This window comes from Pseudomonas sp. FW305-20 (assembly GCF_058788075.1).
Genome location: NZ_JBYTAJ010000004.1, coordinates 60,000 through 74,717, shown reverse-complemented (window position 1 = coordinate 74,717; position 14,718 = coordinate 60,000). Strand labels below are relative to the sequence as shown.

Sequence of the window (14,718 nt, the reverse complement as noted above, 5' to 3'; positions counted from 1 at the left end):
TTATGGGTGCCAAACGCGGATCAGCGTGGTTCCAAGGGTAGAAAGCTTTGCTCGGCCAAGGATTTAGTGATGAATCCATGATGTATTTCGATCTTTTGTTTCGGGTCCTTGGCCTTCGCCAAGGCCGATTCATAGGTTTCGTAGCGTTGCTCCCTGGTTTTCAAGTGTGCCTGGGTGTAGTTCGCCTTGGCATCGTTGGCCTTTGCGTAGTGAAAATGACCATACCACCAGGGTTGGTTTTCACGGTTGAGCAAGACGTACTCCTGCACGAAATCCTTGCGCCCGGTTTTCAGCTGGACCCGTGCGCCAATGATTCGCGCGTAAAGTTGGTTGTGATGTTGCAGGTATTCCAATCCCTCGCTGGTGGGAGCCTGGTACAACGTCATGCGGGTGCGCAGTTCCGTTGCCTTGTTCTCCAGAACCCGGGCCTTGTCCCGCAGTTCGGTGAGAAGTGTGGCGTCTTTTTCGCCGGTTGACGGGGCGTGCTCATGGTTTTCCAGCTTGTCGGCGAAATGCATGAGCTTTTGCGCTTCACGTTGCAACTGCTCTTCGATTTCCTTGGGTGAGCTTGCACGTTGTGCGTAGCCCTCGATCTTCCTGACCTGCTCATCGACTTTCGCCAACGCTTTGCGGGCGTCGCCCTTGAGTTGCGGGTAGGGGCGGGAGGTGGCTTTGGGTTCCGGTGTTTTGGCTGCAACCATTTCGACCCAGACATCGGGCGAGTCTTCACGGAAAGACGTCAAGGGGCTGTCTTCCATAGGCCCTTTTATGTCAACGATTTCGCCGCCCTGATTGTCGGTGTTCGGGCGAACGTCGCCAATCAACATACCTTTGGACGTTTTGATCACCTTTTTCCGGCTGGCCGTGGAAGGCTTCCTGCCACCGGCTGTTCCTTTCGAAGTACCCGCTTCTTGCGTGGATGATTGCGCCTGTGCGGGTGACGACCTTTGAAGTTCATCGGCCAGGCGCTGCTCGGCATCGACGCGCAATTGCTCGATGATCTCGCGCAAGCGGTTGAATGCCGGCATATGTAACTCATCGGCGCTGAAGATTTCGATACTCCCCAGGGCGTCCTGCGCCTTGTTGTAGCGGTCGACCAGGTTGTCGAGCACAGCGATGCGGTCCGAGGATTCATAAACATGGGCAGACTGTAATTCCGCATGGGACCGGGACAGCATCACCAAGGGGTCGATGGCTGCTTCCAGGGCGGTGGTGGTGTCGCTCAGGAGTGTCTGGACGCTGAGGATTCGCAGGGTAATCAGTTGAAAAATCTTGACCCTTAGGGCTGTCAGCTCGTTTTCCGGTCGACCCTTGTTCAACTCTTCCAGCGCTTGCGCACCCAGCTGGGGGATCTGTTCAAGTTCTTGCAGCCGCTTGTCCACTTCTTCATAGGACTTGATCATGACTTCATTGATTTCGCTGGTTGTGCGTACAAAGTCGAGGTAGCGATCCCAGAGTCCTTCGTCCCCGGTAATCAGCGCCTCATAAAGTCGCCCTGCAGTGCTGAACTCAGAGGAGTTCGCGTTGGCGGCTTCACGATCATGGTCAGCCATGACAATCCGTTTACGTTCATTTTTGATGATGTTGCCCAGCAATACGCTGCGCATTTTTTCGTCGACAGGTAGGCCCGTCAAAGCGCTTTTTTCCTTGATGCCGGCGATTAGCGTTACGTAGCTTTGAGTCTGGATGTCCAGCTCCTGGACGTACCGCTGGCGGAAAGTGGAGCGCTCTTGCTCAGTGCTGGAAGGGCTCTTGAGTTTCAACTGTGCCAGGTTGTCGGCAATGTCGACGCGTCTTACCGTGCGATCCTGCTGATCGAGAAAGTCCTGAAACTGCTGCTCCAGCTCCCCGATTCGCTGTTGTTGTTGCTCGCGCAACGCATCAATTCTTTTTTTGCGGCCACCGCCGAGCAGTTTCAGCCCTTGGTCCAGGGTCCATCTGCCTTGGCCATCGGACTTCAGTTTGAAACCGGGATGATCAGGATGTTCAGGGTGTACCAGATAGACCTCGCCAAATCCCGGTACGGTGCTCACGCGAAAAAACAGGGCTGCGACGGTGGCGTGCCATTTGTCGTTGATTCGGTACAGCCCTTTGAATGGGCCGGAGGCAATCGGGTCTGGCAGCTTAGCCGGCCACGGAACCCGCACGGCCTTGAGTTTTTCGAACAATCGGGCCGAGGCTGAATCGCGAGCGGTAGACAGGTTGAAGTCCAGCAGGGTGTTGCCACTGCCCGGTGGCTCGGAGGGTAATCCCGGCGAAGCCTCGGTGATTTCAGCCCTGGTTGTATCGAAGGGGTGCGCGGTGGGCTGACGCAATGGGGCCAACACCTGCGCAAACTCTGGGGCAGCGTTGGGGGGGAGTGCGTTGGGGCTGGCTTCGCGAAGTGGCGCATGCAGCAGTAACAGCCCAATGTTAAGCAACACATCGACCCAGGCTTGCTCCCGCGACATGGCGTCATTGCTGTCCAGCGCTGGCAGGTCCTGGATCAGGCTATGGGTAATTTGCAGCATCCAGCCCACCAGCATGGCGGGGCCGCGCGCCAGGGGTAAAAGCAGGTTGTTGAACAGCAGCCAGCCACCTTCGAGGATGATCGCCCAGCGGCTCTCGGCATTGGACACCGATTGCCGGTCAGCCAGTTCGACCAATGCACGGGCATTACTATCGAACAGTTGCATTAGCAACCGACCGTGTTCCAGCGCCGCGATCCAGTCGGCGGCGGCTTCGTTGCCTGCCAGAATCGCCGGTTTCGGCTTTTGAAGTGGTACGAAATCATCGCCAACGTGGAAGTGAATAATGTGTGGTTCGTTGAGTCCGTTGTTGTCGTAGACAGGTCGTGCACGGTCCGTCAGCCACGTCAGTACGCTGCTCTGCAATTGACCCGGTTGCGCAATGGCGCGCCACAGGGCTTGGCGGGTCGGGAATTGCTGGAGCGCCGGAACATACAGCGGTCGGTAGAGGATGTGCGGACCATCGGCGTGCAGATCACGGGGTTCGATGATGAACATGTTGCTGACCACGTCGCACTCGGCCTGTGGCTTTCTTTGGAAAGCCAGGGGGCGCAGGACAATTTCCTGCTCGTCCACGAATCGCTCAGCCCTGGTGCCGTGCATCAACGCTTCGACGTAGCGATAGCCCTGACGAGTGAAGCCTTGTTCAGCCTTGATCGCCTGTTCCAGGGCCAACATCGGCAAGTGAACGGCAAGCTCCAGGCCGAACAGTCGCTGGCGTTCCCGCGCTTGCGGGGTGTCGTCAAGCAATTGGGCCTGAATTAACTCAGGGTACTGTTTGCCGATATTCACCCGGTTGACCAAATCCAACAGATAAGCCTCGGTGACCCAGTCTTGAATCACCAGGCCTGCGGTGTGACGGATGGTTATTCGGCCATTGGGTCTACTGGCCAGGTTATTGATTGCCAGTTGAGTCAACGACATTTTGGTCCGGTGAATATAACCGCTGCCCAAGTCGCCGACGGGTACATGGAAGGTGAGCTCCAGCTGATCGGCGTCATAGTCGGGGGCGGTGGGTCGATCTTCGCTCATCTGCTGACGCAGCGCTTTTTTGGCGAAGGTATGAAGGTCGTCGATACCCGTCTGAAACGAGCGGCCTGCCGCCTGTTGCTTGAGGCTTGCGAGGGCCAGCACCTGTTTGCGATAGGCCATGCGGTCGGTAGCTTCGGCCTTTTGCAACCACTGGGGAATCGTTTCCTGTATTAGGGGAAGGTGAGTGAGGTCTGTTCCAATGCTCGCCTGGGCGCCAATGAATCGCGTGGCCGGATCGGTGATGGCCTCGTAGCGTTTTTCCAGGTCGTCCAGGCTAGTGCGTGCCGGCAGCGTCAGCGCGGCCAGGTCTTCGAGCTGTTGGTTCAGCAGCAGGGCTGCCTGGGTGTCGAAAAGGTTGCCGTCAGGTTCGTAACGTTTCCAGGCAATGGCATCGGCCATCAGGCCCGGTTCAAACCGTGCGCACCAGGCCCGCCCGAACGCCTCAAGGGACGGAAATGATTCGATGTCACCGGACACGCTGCACAGCAGACGGGTTTCACCGCAGATCAGCAAAATGTCAGGACTTTGCAGGCTGACCGACAGCTGATCTTTGCTCAACGTGGTTTCGATGAAGCAGGCGTGGATCCTGCCTTTGGACCCGGGAGCCTCAAGGCGCTGCTGTTTATCGGGGTTGTTGCAGAGCTCGGTGAGGAGGTCGGCTTGCAGGCTGTTGGTTGACGAGTGGCGAACAGAGGAGGTTTTCAGCACGCCGGCCAGCAAATCAGCAATCCATTGCCAGCGACTGACGCTATTGTCGGTCGCTGCGTTCCAATAGGCACTGAGGTCTTCCTGGAAGCCGATATGAACAGTGGCGGTCAATTCAGCCATGATGCCCGCGATAATTTGCATATCAGGTTCACGACGGCGGGTGCTATCGACCGACAGGCGCACGGGCGCTTTGTTGGTTAGAAAACACTGGCGACCGTACTGTTCGTCCAGCCGCGGTGCAGTGCCGCTCGCCAGGTAGTTGAGCGCCACGTCGAGCAACAGGGTGAGCGTCCAGCCGCCCCCGGAGAACGGCTGTGCGAGACGAGTGCGCTCGGGATCGAAATCCAGTGACGGATATTTTTCCAGCAGGCTGCTCTGGAGCAGGTGGGCGGTTACCGAGCGTAATGTCGGACGAGTGCCAAACTGTGCGCTGACCGCGCGGGCTGTGACGTCGGTATACGCCGTGGTGTCCGGCGATGGAGCTGTAGGCATGATGCAATCCTTTGCATGATTGGAATCATGAGCCTACGGGACAGGCGATTGCCGGGTGCGGTAGCCGGATACCGCACCCTCATTGGTTGAACAGGGTCGTGCCCCTGACTGCTGATTACTCGGGATCAGCGCCCAACACCGCATTCAACGCACTCCGCGCATCATCCAGCTGCACCAGCGTCGCATGCCGCGCACCCAGCGCATCCCGGTTCTCGATCGCCGTCAGAATTGCCTTGTGCCGGGGCAATGCCAGTTCATGCAGGTTCGGTCGCTGGTTGGAATGCTTCAAGGCTTCGGCAATCGCCACCGATAGCATGTTGCACAGGTTGGCCAGCAAGTCGTTATGGGTCGCATCGGCAATCCGGCTATGGAAATCCAGGTCCGGTTGCAGCAGCGCTTCCGGTGTCGGCGCCGCTTCCATGCGTTGGTAGGCTTCACCGATGGAGGCGATGTCCGCGTCCGTGGCGAACTGTGCGGCGAGGGCGGCCGCGGCGGGTTCGATGATGCTGCGTACGCTGGTCAGCAGGTCGAAGAATTCATTTTGCGGGCTGCTTTGCATCAGCCAGTGCAGCACATCCGGATCGAGCATGTGCCATTCCTTGCGCTGCTTGACCACCGTGCCCACGCGCGGACGGGAATACACCAGACCCTTGGCGACCAAAACCCGGGTGGCTTCGCGCAGGACTGGGCGACTGACCGCGTACTCTTCGCATAACAAGGCTTCGGCAGGCAGTTTGTCGCACGGCTTGAAGCGTCCGGAAACGATCTGCATGCCCAGTTCCTGGACGATGCGCGAGTGCATGCTTTTTCGGTCGGAGGGTTTGCGGTAATCCATGGGGAGCGGCGCGATCCTGTGGGGTGGGGTGCCGCGCATGATAACAGGCGCGCGGTGATCGTTCCCACGCTCTGCGTGGGAATGCATCAAGGGACGCTCTGCGTCCCACGCGGGAAGTGACGCGGAGCGTCACGGGCTGCATTCCCACGCAGAGCGTGGGAACGATCAACGGAAGGTGTTAGTGGGAGTGGCGCGGTACTTCTGAGCCACGGCAGCCGACCAGGAAGTCGAAATCGCAACCCTGATCCGCCTGCAACACATGATCGATGTACAGCTGACGATAACCCCCCACGATCAGTTGCTGCGGCGGTTGCAGATCGGCCATGCGCGCGGCCAGTTCGGCGTCGGGAATGTCCAGGTGCAGACGACCGTTGGCGCAATCGAGTTCGATCCAGTCACCTTCTTTCACCGTCGCCAAAGGTCCGCCAGCGGCCGCTTCCGGGGCGACGTGCAGAACGACAGTGCCGTACGCCGTGCCGCTCATGCGCGCATCGGAAATGCGCACCATGTCCGTCACACCCTGGGCCAGCAACTTGGCCGGCAAGCCCATGTTGCCGACTTCGGCCATGCCCGGATAACCCTTTGGACCGCAGTTCTTCATCACCAGAATCGAGTTGGCATCCACCTCAAGCTCCGGATCGTTGATCCGCGCCTTGTACATGTCGAAGTTCTCGAACACCACCGCACGCCCGCGATGTTGCATCAGTTCGGCGCTGGCGGCTGAAGGCTTGAGCACCGCACCCAGTGGTGCGAGGTTGCCGCGCAACACACAAATGCCGCCGTCGGCACGGATCGGGTTGTCGAGGGTGCGGATCACTTCGTCCTGCCCATAGATCGGCGCGTCCCTGGTGTTCTCGCCAAGGGTCTTGCCGTTGACGGTCAAGGCATTCGGATGCGGAATCAGGTTGGCCTCACCCAGACGACGCAGCACCGCTGGCAGGCCGCCAGCGTAGTAAAACTCTTCCATCAGGAAACGCCCGGACGGTTGCAGGTCGACGATGGTCGGCATACCTCGACCGATGCGGGTCCAGTCATCCAGATCCAGCTCGACACCGATGCGCCCGGCAATGGCTTTCAAATGGATCACGGCGTTGGTCGAACCACCAATGGCAGCGTTCACGCGAATGGCGTTTTCGAAGGCTTCTTTGGTGAGGATTTTCGACAGCTTCAAGTCTTCGCGAACCATCTCCACCGCGCGCATGCCGGACATGTGCGCCAGCACATAACGACGCGCATCGACCGCTGGAATCGCCGCGTTGTGGGGCAGGGAAGTGCCCAGTGCTTCGGCCATGCAGGCCATGGTAGACGCGGTGCCCATGGTGTTGCACGTGCCGGCCGAACGGGACATGCCACCTTCGGCCGCAAGGAAATCGTCAATAGTGATGGTGCCCGCTTTTACTTGTTCGCTGAGTTGCCAGACCACGGTGCCCGAGCCGATGTCCTGGCCCTTGTGTTTGCCGTTGAGCATCGGCCCGCCGGTGACGACGATCGCCGGCACGTCGCAACTGGCCGCGCCCATCAACAACGCCGGGGTGGTTTTGTCGCAGCCGGTCAGCAGTACGACACCGTCAATCGGGTTGCCGCGAATCGCTTCTTCGACGTCCATGCTCGCCAGGTTGCGGGTGAGCATGGCGGTCGGACGAAGGTTCGATTCGCCGTTGGAGAACACCGGGAATTCCACGGGAAAGCCCCCAGCTTCGATCACCCCACGTTTGACGTGCTCCGCAATCTGGCGGAAATGCGCGTTGCACGGGGTCAGTTCCGACCAGGTGTTGCAGATGCCGATGATCGGCTTGCCATGGAACTGGTGGTCAGCGATGCCCTGATTCTTCATCCAGCTGCGGTACATGAAGCCGTTCTTGTCGGCAGTGCCAAACCATTGGGCGGAGCGCAGGGTGGGTTTCTTATCAGTCATGATCGGTTCTCTTATTGTATGACTATATTGTTCGAGCTGAGGCGTAACATAAGCGCAAATTCGCCTGTTTGGAAGTGTTGTTGCGTAAATAGTATTACTATATAGTCCAGTTCAACGGAGGGATTGCCCTGGCGGTTTTCCGCGAGAGGCGTCCCCCGAGGTTCTATAACAACAACAATCGGAGACCGATCTCATGAGCCAGGAACTGCGGCTTATTCGTCGCATCACGCTAAAACTCATTCCTTTCCTGATCCTGCTGTACCTGATCGCCTATGTGGATCGCTCTGCCGTAGGCTTCGCCAAGCTGCACATGGGCGCCGACCTCGGCATCGGTGACGCCGCTTACGGGCTGGGTGCCGGGCTGTTTTTCATTGGCTATTTCCTGCTGGAAATCCCCAGCAACCTGATGCTCGAACGCTTCGGCGCACGGCGCTGGTTCGCAAGGATCATGGTCACTTGGGGCGCCATCACCATCGGTATGGCCTTCGTCCAGGGGCCGCACAGTTTCTATGTGATGCGCTTTCTGCTCGGTGCGGCGGAAGCCGGGTTCTTCCCGGGCGTTCTCTACTACATCACCCAGTGGTTCCCGGTGCGCCATCGCGGCAAGATCCTCGGGCTGTTCATCCTGTCGCAACCCATCGCCATGTTGATCACCGGCCCGGTGTCCGGGGGGCTGCTCGGCATGGACGGGATTCTTGGCCTGCATGGCTGGCAGTGGCTGTTCATCGTCATCGGTGCTCCGGCGATCCTGTTGACCTGGCCAGTGCTGCGTTGGCTGCCGGACGGTCCGAAACAGGTGAAGTGGATGGACCAGGCTGAAAAGGACTGGCTGACCGGCGAACTGAAAAAGGATCTTGAAGAATACGGGCAGACCCGCCACGGCAATCCGTTGCACGCCCTCAAGGACAAACGCGTGTTGCTGCTGGCTTTGTTCTATCTGCCGGTGACGCTGAGCATCTACGGCCTGGGCTTGTGGCTGCCGACCTTGATCAAGCAGTTCGGTGGTACGGATCTGGTGACCGGTTTCGTGTCGTCGGTGCCGTACATCTTCGGGATCATCGGGTTGCTGATCATTCCGCGCAGTTCCGACCGCTTGAATGATCGCTACGGCCACTTGGCGGTGCTTTACGTGTTGGGTGCCATCGGCCTGTTCCTCAGCGCCTGGCTGACGGTGCCGGTGCTGCAACTGGCGGCGTTATGCCTGGTGGCCTTCGCGCTGTTTTCCTGCACCGCGGTGTTCTGGACTTTGCCGGGCCGCTTCTTTGCCGGCGCCAGTGCGGCGGCGGGAATCGCGTTGATCAATTCGGTGGGCAACCTCGGCGGCTACATCGGTCCGTTCGTGATCGGCGCGCTCAAGGAATACACCGGCAACCTGGCTTCGGGTCTGTATTTCCTGTCGGGTGTGATGGTGTTCGGGTTGGTATTGACCGGTGTGGTTTATCGCCTGCTGGAGCGCAAGCACGTATTGCCAACCGACCAGTTCGCTGCCAGTGCCCGTGGGGCTACCCGCACCTGACCCGCATATTGTGATGACCACCATCCCTGTGGGAGCGGGCTTGCCCGCGATAGCAATCTACCTGACACATCATTTGTGAATGTGCCGCCGTCATCGCGGGCAAGCCCGCTCCCACAGGGATCGGTGGTGTTTTGAATAACAGGAGAAGGTTCATGCGTTTAGTTCAGTTCGAATTGAGTAACGGCGAGCGCCGGGTGGGCGTGGTCGAAGACGGTCGGGTGCGCGAAGTGCAAGACGCGCGCACCGTTCGCGACCTGGCGTTGGCCGCGATAGAGGCCGGGGTCAATCTTGAGCAGCAGGTGAAAACCCTGGGCCTGGGCATCAGCCATGACTATGCCGAACTGCTGGCCAAGTTGCGCATCCTGCCGCCGCTGGATCATCCGGACCCGGCGCACATGCTGGTCAGCGGCACGGGCCTGACCCATCTGGGCAGCGCGTCGGCCCGGGACAAGATGCATCAGCAAGTCGGCGATGAAGCCGCGATGACCGACACCATGCGCATCTTCAAATGGGGCGTTGAGGGCGGCAAACCGACAGCGGGGCAGGCCGGCGTACAACCGGAATGGTTCTACAAGGGCGACGGCAGCATCGTCGTGCGTCCGGGCCAACCGTTCCCGTTGCCACCGTTCGCCGAAGACGCGGGGGAGGAACCAGAGCTCAGCGGGCTCTACGTCATCGGCCACGACGGCAAACCGTATCGACTCGGCTTTGCCGTGGGCAACGAGTTCTCCGATCACGTGATGGAACGCAAGAATTACCTGTACCTGGCCCACTCCAAATTGCGCAGCTGCAGTTACGGACCGGAACTTCGCGTCGGTGAATTGCCGCAGCATCTGGCAGGCACCAGCCGCATCCTGCGTGACGGCGAAGTGCTGTGGCAGAACGAGTTTCTCAGTGGCGAGGCCAACATGTGCCACAGCCTGGAAAACCTCGAGTACCACCATTTCAAGTACAGCCAATTCCTGCGCCCGGGCGATGTGCACATTCATTTCTTCGGCACCGCGACGCTGTCCTTTGCCGACGGCATTCGCACCCGGCCGGGTGACGTGTTCGAGATCAGTCAGGCCGAGTTCGGTGCACCGTTGATCAACGGGATTGCACCGGTTGAAGCAGCGTTCGAGCCCGGCACCGTTAGCCCCCTTTAAGGAGATAGGCATGACCCGAATTCTTGGTCACAACTACATCGGCGGTCAGCGCAGTGCGGCCGGCCAGCTCAAACTACAGAGCGTCGACGCCAGCACGGGCGAAGCCCTGCCGTACGATTTCTCCCAGGCGACGCCGGAAGAAGTCGATGCCGCCGCCAAGGCTGCCGCCGCGGCTTACCCGGCCTATCGCAGCCTGAGCGCCGAACGTCGGGCGCAATTTCTCGACGCGATTGCCGATGAACTGGACGCGCTGGGCGATGACTTTGTGGCGCTGGTCTGCCGCGAAACCGCGCTGCCCGCCGCTCGGATTCAAGGCGAACGCGGTCGCACCAGCGGTCAGATGCGTTTGTTCGCCAAGGTGCTGCGTCGCGGTGATTTCTACGGTGCGCGGATCGATCAAGCGTTGCCTGAACGCCAACCGTTGCCGCGTCCGGACCTGCGTCAGTACCGCATCGGCCTCGGCCCGGTGGCCGTATTTGGTGCCAGCAACTTTCCGTTGGCGTTCTCCACAGCTGGCGGCGACACCGCATCGGCATTGGCCGCCGGATGCCCGGTGGTGTTCAAGGCCCACAGCGGTCACATGGCCACGGCCGAACAGGTGGCCGACGCGATCATCCGCGCCGCCGAGAAAACCGGTATGCCGGCCGGCGTGTTCAACATGATCTACGGCGGTGGCGTCGGCGAAGCGCTGGTCAAGCATCCGGCAATTCTGGCGGTTGGTTTTACCGGTTCGCTCAAGGGCGGCCGGGCGTTGTGTGACATGGCCGCAGCACGTGCGCAGCCCATTCCGGTGTTCGCCGAGATGTCGAGCATCAACCCGGTAATCGTGTTGCCGCAGGCGCTGCACGTTCGCGCCGAATCGGTCGCTCGTGACCTGACTGCTTCGGTGGTCCAGGGTTGTGGTCAGTTCTGCACCAATCCCGGCTTGGTGATTGGTATTCGTTCGCCTCAATTCACCACATTCGTGCAACAGGTGGCGGGGCTGATCGGCGATCAGCCGGCGCAAACCATGCTCAATGCCGGGACCCTGAGCAGCTATGGCAAAGGCCTGCAAAAACTCCTCGCTCACCCCGGCATCGAGCACCTGGCCGGCAGTGCGCAACAGGGCAATCAGGCGCAACCGCAGCTGTTCAAGGCCGATGTCAGCCTGTTGGTCAATGGCGACGAAGTGCTGCAGGAAGAAGTGTTCGGCCCGACCACGGTGTTCGTCGAGGTCGCCGATCAGGCGCAACTCAGCGCCGCGTTGAACGGCCTGCGCGGCCAGCTGACGGCGACGATCATTGGCGAGCCGGCGGATTTTGAGCAGTTCGCTGAGCTGACGCCGTTGCTGGAACTCAAGGTCGGACGGATCCTGCTCAACGGCTATCCGACTGGCGTGGAAGTCTGCGATTCGATGGTCCACGGCGGTCCGTATCCGGCCACTTCCGATGCGCGCGGAACCTCGGTGGGCACTTTGGCCATCGACCGTTTCCTGCGCCCGGTGTGCTTCCAGAACTATCCGGACAGCCTGCTGCCGGAGGCCTTGAAGAATGGCAATCCGCTGCGTATTCAGCGGTTGGTGGATGGGCAGCCTTCGCGCGAAGCCCTCTAAACCTGTGACTGATCGTTCCCACGCTCTGCGTGGGAATGCAGCCCGGGACGCTCTGCGTCCCTTCAAAGCCGAACGCAGAGCGTCCGAAGAGGCATTCCCACGCAGAGCGTGGGAACGATCATTGCGGTGTGATGAGCTATCATTGCGTCTTTCCCATTCAAAGATTGACTGCCATGACCGCCCCAACAGACACCTTGCTCGCCACCCTCGAACACTGCGATATGGTGGAAATCGACGGGCTGCACGCCTTTGAATTCTCCCTCGATGAAGACGACAACCTGCACATCGAATGCCTGGACGGTCGTGTGTCCAAGCACTGGGAGTTCACCCCCGCCGAGGTCGAGGCCGCGACCTTCGATCCAGACCTGCAAAGCTGGCTGATCACCGGCAGTTCCGGTGAGCACCGCTTGGTGTGCATGACCGCGTTCCGCGGTGATGACGACGAGGAAGAAACGAATGAGGATGCGTAAGCTCTGGCCACTGTTGATGGTCGGCAGCGTCGGCGCAACGGGTTTTCAAGTTGCGTCGGCTGACGACTATCAGTTGCTGGTCGGTTCCTACACGGCCGGTCAGAGCCAGGGGATTTATCGCCTGAACTTCGACAGCGCTGCCGGGCTGATCGACGCCAAGCCGTTGCAAGTGATCAAGAGCGAAAACCCATCCTGGCTGACCCTGTCCAAGGATCAGCGTCAGCTGTTCGTGGTCAACGAAAACGGCCCGGGGCAGACCGATCCGGTAGGGCGCGTCAGCAGTTATGCGATCGATCCGAAAACCCATGAGCTGAGCCTGATCAATCAGGTGCAGAGCCTGGGCAACGAGCCGACGCATTCGGGCCTCAGCGCTGAAGCCAGTCATCTGTTTGTCAGCAACTATTCGGTGTCTGAAGATCCGGGCGGCACCCTGGCGGTGTTGCCGGTGGACGCTGATGGCAAGCTCAAACCCGTGGTGCAGATGAGCAGCCATCCATCGAGCCGGGTCAATCCTGAACGGCAGATGTCGGCGCACGTGCATTCCACGGTTTCCTCGCCGGACGGCCAGTATGTGTTCTCCAATGACCTGGGCGCCGACAAGGTCTTTGCCTATCGCTTCGACCCCAAGGCCAACCCGGAACTGCCCTTGACTGCTGCTATACCGGCGTCTGTCCAGATGCCACCCGGCAGCGGTCCGCGTCATCTGCTGTTCAGCGCCGATGGCAAGCACGCGTGGCTGACCATGGAAATGAGCGCGCAGGTTGCGGTGTTCGATTACAAGGACGGCCAACTCAAGCAAACGCAGATGGTCGAGTTGGCGACGGGGCAACCCGTTTCGGACAAGGCCGCCGCTGCGCTTCACGCGTCGAGCGATGGCAAGTTTCTCTACGTCAGCAACCGTGGCACCACCAATCAGCTGTTGGTATTCGCCATCGATCCTGTGACCGGGCACCTCAAGGAACTGCAGCGCCGTTCCGTTGAAGGTGATCACCCGCGCGAGTTCAGCCTCGATCCGAGCGGCAAGTTCGTGTTGATCGCCAATCAGAAAAGCAACCAGATTGTCGTCGTCGAGCGCGATTCAAAGACAGGCTTGCTGGGTAAAACCGTGCAAAAACTGCCAATGGATGCCCCGAGCGACCTCAAGTTCCTGGTGCGTCAATAGGCCGCAGGCCCCGGTTGATGGGGCCTGCATCCTTCTATTAATGACGCTGATATCTGCTAATGCTACAAAAGATTTCAAGGTGCCAACCTCGACGGTTAAGTTTGCTTCACGGCCCCACCGGGCAAGCAAGCCAACTGAATCCGAGGAACAACGCCATGAACTTCAATCTCTTCTCCGTAATCGCCGCTTCCGCCATCTCTGCCACCGTTGCGTTGCCAGCCAACGCCAACATTGAAATCAGCGATAAAAAATCCCACGCCCAAAGCTACACCCAGAAATACCTGCAACAGAGCGCTAACTTTTACGCCGCACTGGATCACAAGACCCAAGCCTGAAAGTTGAACCCTGCACCCTTTATGCAGGAGCGAAGTCACTTGCGCCGATCGAGCTGAAGCTTCGAGAAGCGTGAGTGATGTCGCTCCTGCATAACGCATTTACGACAGCATCATATTGCTATCAAACTAGTAATTGATATCACGGGGCCATTAGTTTAAATTTGACGCTGATTTTTTGACTCCTTCTCCTGATAAGGATCGACAGCATGGCAATGCGTCTGGCCGTGGTTCTTCTGTTTCTCTATTCCACCCCCATTCTTTCGGCTGCCCAGCCCGTTCCATCCGAGCCGGATGCGGCCCGCGAGCGCCTGATGAGTTTTATTGAAGACTGAGATAGTTTGGTTTAATGATTAACGAAGCTGATGGTTACTATGGATAACCCTGAGTGGTTATCACCGCTTTCTTGATCGATTCTGTGGGCATCGAAACATGCCTGCGGAGAACATCATGGTCAGCGCAATCATCACTTCTGCCAAACACGGCGCCTACCTGGCTATCGCTCTTTACGTGATCCTGGTGCTGCTTGTCAGCCTTTCGCCTCAATCGCGTCAGCCTCTTGAAGCGCCAGTTCAAGTCGCTCATCCCGGCATCCAGTTTGAACACCGTTCGCACACCGCGATGGTCGATCAGGCTGAACTCGCGGGAGTCGCCGGGGAATGAAAGGGCACAGACTTTGGGTCATCGCCTTCCTGGCGTTCATGACCAATGGATCTTCCTTGTTGGGGATAGGGCAGGGCTCAGCGGGGTCAGTGGCACGGACTATCGAAGCCAATCACAACCTTGCTCGTAACATTGAAACCGCGAAGGCCCTGGGTCTGCTGACCGGCAATCCGCCAATCGAACGCCAGAACGATTTTTTCGGGCCGTTCCAGGTGGATTGCTCGGCGTTGCAGATGTGTGAAGTGTTGGCGTGAGTCGCCTAGACGACGCATCTGGTAGCAGCTGGCGAAGCCTGCGTTCGGCTGCGCAGCAGTCGTGAAACCAGAGTACGCGGTCTTCCAAGTAGATCT

At 59.2% G+C, this 14,718-nt stretch carries 12 protein-coding genes; 9 read left to right on the top strand and 3 right to left on the bottom strand.

What is annotated here, in order from left to right; translation table 11 throughout:
• Window positions 1-20 precede the first annotated feature (20 nt).
• The 3 genes from AC3WP4_RS04955 to AC3WP4_RS04945 all read right to left on the bottom strand — a co-directional run bounded on the left by AC3WP4_RS04955 (window position 21) and on the right by AC3WP4_RS04945 (window position 7,489).
• Window positions 21-4,739, bottom strand: a complete 4,719-nt coding sequence (locus tag AC3WP4_RS04955; RefSeq protein WP_102614373.1) for a dermonecrotic toxin domain-containing protein — start codon at window positions 4,737-4,739, stop codon at window positions 21-23.
• 115 nt (window positions 4,740-4,854) lie between these two features.
• The gene (locus AC3WP4_RS04950) at window positions 4,855-5,574 is read right to left on the bottom strand and encodes a FadR/GntR family transcriptional regulator (protein WP_156886757.1); all 720 of its coding nucleotides are present in this window, start codon (window positions 5,572-5,574) and stop codon (window positions 4,855-4,857) included.
• Between the two features lie 178 nt (window positions 5,575-5,752).
• Window positions 5,753-7,489 (bottom strand): IlvD/Edd family dehydratase, encoded by a 1,737-nt coding sequence (locus tag AC3WP4_RS04945; RefSeq protein WP_102614372.1) that lies wholly within the window; start codon window positions 7,487-7,489, stop codon window positions 5,753-5,755.
• Between the two features lie 193 nt (window positions 7,490-7,682).
• Between AC3WP4_RS04945 and AC3WP4_RS04940 the strand changes: the two genes are divergently transcribed.
• From AC3WP4_RS04940 to AC3WP4_RS04900, 9 genes are all read left to right on the top strand, one after another.
• Window positions 7,683-9,005: an MFS transporter gene (locus AC3WP4_RS04940; RefSeq protein WP_102614371.1), complete on the top strand. Its 1,323-nt coding sequence runs from the start codon at window positions 7,683-7,685 to the stop codon at window positions 9,003-9,005.
• A gap of 152 nt (window positions 9,006-9,157) precedes the next feature.
• Window positions 9,158-10,150: an AraD1 family protein gene (araD1, locus tag AC3WP4_RS04935; RefSeq protein ID WP_102614370.1), complete on the top strand. Its 993-nt coding sequence runs from the start codon at window positions 9,158-9,160 to the stop codon at window positions 10,148-10,150.
• A 10-nt stretch (window positions 10,151-10,160) separates the two neighbouring features.
• Window positions 10,161-11,741: an aldehyde dehydrogenase (NADP(+)) gene (locus tag AC3WP4_RS04930; protein ID WP_102614369.1), complete on the top strand. Its 1,581-nt coding sequence runs from the start codon at window positions 10,161-10,163 to the stop codon at window positions 11,739-11,741.
• A gap of 173 nt (window positions 11,742-11,914) precedes the next feature.
• The gene (locus tag AC3WP4_RS04925) at window positions 11,915-12,211 is read left to right on the top strand and encodes a DUF5629 family protein (RefSeq protein WP_074876879.1); all 297 of its coding nucleotides are present in this window, start codon (window positions 11,915-11,917) and stop codon (window positions 12,209-12,211) included.
• Window positions 12,204-13,373 (top strand): lactonase family protein, encoded by a 1,170-nt coding sequence (locus AC3WP4_RS04920; protein ID WP_102614368.1) that lies wholly within the window; start codon window positions 12,204-12,206, stop codon window positions 13,371-13,373. Before AC3WP4_RS04925 ends, AC3WP4_RS04920 begins: the two co-directional genes overlap by 8 nt.
• A gap of 155 nt (window positions 13,374-13,528) precedes the next feature.
• Window positions 13,529-13,708, top strand: a complete 180-nt coding sequence (locus tag AC3WP4_RS04915) for a hypothetical protein (protein ID WP_074876875.1) — start codon at window positions 13,529-13,531, stop codon at window positions 13,706-13,708.
• Window positions 13,709-13,914: 206 nt separating this feature from the next.
• Window positions 13,915-14,040, top strand: coding sequence for a hypothetical protein (locus AC3WP4_RS04910; RefSeq protein WP_256581124.1), 126 nt, complete (start codon window positions 13,915-13,917; stop codon window positions 14,038-14,040).
• A 115-nt stretch (window positions 14,041-14,155) separates the two neighbouring features.
• Window positions 14,156-14,368 (top strand): hypothetical protein, encoded by a 213-nt coding sequence (locus tag AC3WP4_RS04905; protein ID WP_102614367.1) that lies wholly within the window; start codon window positions 14,156-14,158, stop codon window positions 14,366-14,368.
• Complete coding sequence (locus AC3WP4_RS04900) at window positions 14,365-14,622, top strand: hypothetical protein (protein WP_074876872.1); 258 nt, start codon at window positions 14,365-14,367, stop codon at window positions 14,620-14,622. The genes AC3WP4_RS04905 and AC3WP4_RS04900 overlap by 4 nt, the downstream gene beginning before the upstream one ends.
• Window positions 14,623-14,718: the final 96 nt, after the last annotated feature.

Coding starts and splice junctions, on each gene's coding strand:
- AC3WP4_RS04900 (WP_074876872.1), top strand. CDS start 14,365: ATGAAAGGGCACAGACTTTGGGTCATCGCCTTCCTGGCGTTCATGACC.
- AC3WP4_RS04945 (WP_102614372.1), bottom strand. CDS start 7,489: ATGACTGATAAGAAACCCACCCTGCGCTCCGCCCAATGGTTTGGCACT.
- araD1 (WP_102614370.1), top strand. CDS start 9,158: ATGCGTTTAGTTCAGTTCGAATTGAGTAACGGCGAGCGCCGGGTGGGC.
- AC3WP4_RS04955 (WP_102614373.1), bottom strand. CDS start 4,739: ATGCCTACAGCTCCATCGCCGGACACCACGGCGTATACCGACGTCACA.
- AC3WP4_RS04915 (WP_074876875.1), top strand. CDS start 13,529: ATGAACTTCAATCTCTTCTCCGTAATCGCCGCTTCCGCCATCTCTGCC.
- AC3WP4_RS04930 (WP_102614369.1), top strand. CDS start 10,161: ATGACCCGAATTCTTGGTCACAACTACATCGGCGGTCAGCGCAGTGCG.
- AC3WP4_RS04940 (WP_102614371.1), top strand. CDS start 7,683: ATGAGCCAGGAACTGCGGCTTATTCGTCGCATCACGCTAAAACTCATT.
- AC3WP4_RS04925 (WP_074876879.1), top strand. CDS start 11,915: ATGACCGCCCCAACAGACACCTTGCTCGCCACCCTCGAACACTGCGAT.
- AC3WP4_RS04920 (WP_102614368.1), top strand. CDS start 12,204: ATGCGTAAGCTCTGGCCACTGTTGATGGTCGGCAGCGTCGGCGCAACG.
- AC3WP4_RS04905 (WP_102614367.1), top strand. CDS start 14,156: ATGGTCAGCGCAATCATCACTTCTGCCAAACACGGCGCCTACCTGGCT.
- AC3WP4_RS04910 (WP_256581124.1), top strand. CDS start 13,915: ATGGCAATGCGTCTGGCCGTGGTTCTTCTGTTTCTCTATTCCACCCCC.
- AC3WP4_RS04950 (WP_156886757.1), bottom strand. CDS start 5,574: ATGGATTACCGCAAACCCTCCGACCGAAAAAGCATGCACTCGCGCATC.